Origin of the sequence: Streptomyces sp. NPDC060198 (genome assembly GCF_042728415.1) — a bacterium.
Classification (GTDB): domain Bacteria; phylum Actinomycetota; class Actinomycetes; order Streptomycetales; family Streptomycetaceae; genus Streptomyces.
Map to the genome: position 1 here is coordinate 1 of NZ_JBHWZJ010000523.1, position 3,840 is coordinate 3,840.

A 3,840-nucleotide genomic window follows, 5' to 3' on the forward strand; every position below is an offset into this window, starting at 1 on the left:
GGCCCGGATCCATTGGATCCGGGCCTTCGTCTTTCAGTAGCGGGGACAGGATTTGAACCTGCGACCTCTGGGTTATGAGCCCAGCGAGCTACCGAGCTGCTCCACCCCGCGTCGTTGTGTTCAAACAGTACCACGACGCGGGGGTGGGTTTTCTCAGCTGCCCTGGTCGGCGGCCCCCTCGGCGGAGGCGACGGTGTCCCCGGCGGTGCTGTCGGAAGCGGTGCCGGAGCCCGTGCCGGAGCCGGCTGCGGAGCCGCCCGATCCGGACTGGGCCTCCGCGGCCCGCTTCAGGGCGTCCTGGAGGTCGTCCTGGGCCTTGCCGTAAGCCCCCCAGTCCTGCTCCTGGAGAGCCTTCTCGCCGGCGTCGTACGCCTCCTGGGCGTCCGCGATGGCCGCCTTGAGCGCCGCGTCCCCGGTGGCCGGTGGCTCGGTCGGTTTGGTCGGCTCGGTCGGTTCCGTGGGTTCGGTGGGCTGGGTCGTGCCCGAGTCCACGTCGAAGACCGCGTTCAGCGCCTCGCCGAGACTGTTCTCGAAGACGATCTTCGATCCGAACGAGGCGGCCACCTTGCGCAACAGCGGGTAGTTCTGGTTGCCACCGCGCGTGTAGACCGGCTCGATGTAGAGGAACCCGCCGTCCAGCGGCACGGTGAGGAGGTTTCCGTACTCGATGTCCGAGTCGGTGCCCTTGAGGTTCCTCACGAACTCGGCGACGTCGTCGTTGCCGTTGAGCTCGCTCTGTACCTGCCCCGGCCCCTTCACCGTGTTGGTGACTCTGAGGAGTCTGATCGTCCCGTAGTCGGAGCTGGCCGCGTCGGCGTCCACCGCCATGAACGCCCCGAGGTCGGGGCGGCCTCTCGGCGTGAACGTCGTGGTCAGCGAGAACGTCTGCTGGTCCTGGTCCGGCATCTTCATGGAGAGGTAGTACGGCGGTACGGAACCCGGTTCCTTGTTGGTCGGGTCGTCCGGCACCTGCCACGCGTCACTGCCGCTGTAGAACTGCGCGGGGTTGGTGACGTGGTACCGGGTCAGCAGCTCCCGCTGGACCTTGAAGAGATCCTGCGGGTAGCGCAGGTGGTCCATGAGATCGGCCGGAATGGCGGACTTGTCCTTCACCGTCCCGGGGAACGCCTTGCGCCAGGTCTTGAGGACCGGGTCCTCGGTGTCCCACTCGTAGAGCGTGACGGTGCCGTCGTACGCGTCGACGGTGGCCTTCACCGAGTTGCGGATGTAGTTGACCTGGTTCTGCTGGGCGACGACCGCGCGCTGGTTGGTCGTCAGCGAGTCGGCCGTGGTGTCGCCGAGCGTCGTACGGGACGCGTACGGGTAGCCGTTCGTCGTGGTGTACGCGTCGACGATCCACTGGATCCTGTGGTCGACGACCGCCGGGTAGGCGTCGCCGTCGATGGTCAGCCACGGGGCGACCGCCTCGACCCGCTCCTTGGGCGTGCGGTTGTAGAGGATCCGCGAGCCGTCGCCGATGGCCCCCGAGTAGAGGATCTGCGGCTCGCTGAACGACACCGCGTACGCGGCGCGGTTGAAGGCACTCGCGAGGCTGACCCCGCTGTCACCCTTGTAGCTGGTGGTCTTCTCGCCGTCGTCCTCGTAGTCGAGCTCCTTCTGGGGCCCGCCGACGATGGAGTACTGCTCGGTCTTCTCGCCGTAGTAGATCCGCTGCTCGTACTCGCCGAGCTTGCCCGTCGTCGGCAGTCCGGACTCGGTGAAGTCCGGGGAACCGACGGGGTTGGTGCCCGTGCTGGTGCCCTTGGCCGCGATGGCACCGTAACCGTGGGTGTACGTGAAGTGGTCGTTGATCCAGTTCCGCTTGGGCAGGCCCGCGAGGTTGAGCTCGCGCAGACCGACGACGGTGTCCTGCTCCTTGCCGTCCTCCTCGTAGCGGTCCACGTCCAGCGTCGCCGGGAACTGGTAGTAGTTCCGCTTCTGCTGGAGCTGCTGGAACGCCGGGGAGACGACGTTGGGGTCCATCACGCGGTAACTCGCGGCGGCGTCGGCCTGGGTACGCAGCGCGGCGCCCTCGGTCTCCGTGCTCTTGCCGGCGTAGTCGTCGACCTGTGCGTCGTCGATGTCGTACGCGTCGCGGGTCGCCTTGATGTTTTTCTGGATGAACGGGGCTTCCTTGGCCTGCTCGTTCGGCTGGACCTGGAACTTCTGGACGATCGCCGGGTAGAGCCCGCCGATCAGGATGGCCGAGAGGACCATCAGCCCGAAGCCGATCACCGGGAGCTGCCAGGTACGGCGCCAGAGCGTCGCGAAGAACAGCACCGCGCAGATCGCGGCGATGCAGAACAGGATCGTCTTCGCCGGCAGGTAGGCGTTGGCGTCGACGTACCGCAGGCCGGTCCAGTTGTCGGTGGCCTTGAAGTCACTCGACTTCACGGCCAGTCCGTACCGGTCGAGCCAGTACGCCACGGCCTTCAGAGAGACGAAGATGCCGAGGAGCACCGAGAGATGTCCGGTCGCCGCGCCGGTCGCGCGGGCGCCGGGGCTGGTGATCCGCAGACCGCCGTAGAGGTAGTGCGTCAGAGCCGCCGCGATGAGCGACAGCACGACCGCGGCGAAGCCGAAGCCGAGCAGGAAGCGGTACCACGGCAGGTCGAAGGCGTAGAAGGAGACGTCCAGGTGGAACTGGGGGTCCTTCTGCCCGAAGGAGACGCCGTTGACGTACATCAGCCAGGTGCGCCACTGGCCCGAGGCGGAGGCCCCGGAGATCAGCCCGACGAGCGCGGTGACCGCGAGGAGCACCCACTTCTTGAAGGGGGCGACACCCATGCGATAGCGGTCCAGGCTCTGCTGCTCCAGCGACATCGCGCTCAGCGGCGGCCGGAGCCGGTGGGCGAGCCAGACGTTGAGGCCGACGGCGAGAGCCATCAGCAGTCCGAAGACGAGGAACAGACCGATCTTGGTCCACAGCGTCGTGGTGAAGACCGACGAGTACGACACCGAGCGGTACCAGAGCCAGTCGGTCCAGAACCCGGCGAACATGACGAACGCCATGCAGAGCGCCGCGAGGACGCCCAGCGTCAAGAGAAGGGTACGGGCACGCCGGGACGGGCGGCCGACTCTGATCCGTGGCCCGGTCGGGCCTCCGCCGCGGTCCGGCATCTGGAAAGCCAACGTGCGCACCTCGTACTTCGGGGTCGTGTGGAACGGGCTCCGCGATCGTAGAGCCCTCCCTTGCAACTTACGGAGGCTTTACCTAGTTCCCGCTCCCGGTGCGAAAAGAGGCAGGATATTGGTATGCCCAACGTTTCTTCCTCAGGCCCTCCGATGGCCGCGAGTCCTCTCACCGTCGCGGTGCTCGAAATCGACGAGTACGCCGCCGGTCTCGGATGGGACCGCCCCGCCCGCCTTTTCGCCCTCGTCGACACCACCAGCCTGCGCGTCCAGGAGCCGGGCCTGGCCGCCCAGCTCGGGCTCGGCGCGGACGGCAAGGTGCCCGCCGCCTTCACCCCCGTCGAGCAGGAGGAGATCCCCAAGGGGAAGCCGCTGGACGAGTTCCTCGCCACGATCGCCTGGCCGGCCGGGGTGGCGGGGTGCGCGCTGACGGTCGAGCGGCTCATGCTGCCGCCGTCCGCCGAGGCCTCCGTACCCGAAGGGCTCAGCGGTAAGAAGCTGACCGCGTGGGTGGCGGCGCACCCGGCGCGGCAGGAGGTCCGGATGACCGTGGCCGTCCTGCGGAACGGCAAGCGCGAGTCCGCGATCCGGCTGCGGGAGAAGGACTCCGCCAACGAGGTCCTCACGGGCCCGGCGCTCGTCCCGGGTCTGGCCGACGCGCTGGCCGCGACCTTCGAGTCCTGAGTGGACGGCCGGGGCCCCGCGGTG

Annotated in this window: 2 protein-coding genes and 1 tRNA gene; 1 reads left to right on the top strand and 2 read right to left on the bottom strand. The window is 68.0% G+C overall.

Annotated features, from left to right (window positions below):
• Positions 1–37 precede the first annotated feature (37 nt).
• Both ACFWEP_RS32760 and ACFWEP_RS32765 read right to left on the bottom strand, forming a co-directional pair.
• Positions 38–111 (bottom strand) — tRNA-Met (locus ACFWEP_RS32760).
• A gap of 42 nt (positions 112–153) precedes the next feature.
• Positions 154–3,120: a UPF0182 family protein gene (locus ACFWEP_RS32765; RefSeq protein ID WP_387375658.1), complete on the bottom strand. Its 2,967-nt coding sequence runs from the start codon at positions 3,118–3,120 to the stop codon at positions 154–156.
• Between the two features lie 135 nt (positions 3,121–3,255).
• Between ACFWEP_RS32765 and ACFWEP_RS32770 the strand changes: the two genes are divergently transcribed.
• Positions 3,256–3,816 (top strand): PPA1309 family protein, encoded by a 561-nt coding sequence (locus ACFWEP_RS32770; protein WP_387375656.1) that lies wholly within the window; start codon positions 3,256–3,258, stop codon positions 3,814–3,816.
• Positions 3,817–3,840: the final 24 nt, after the last annotated feature.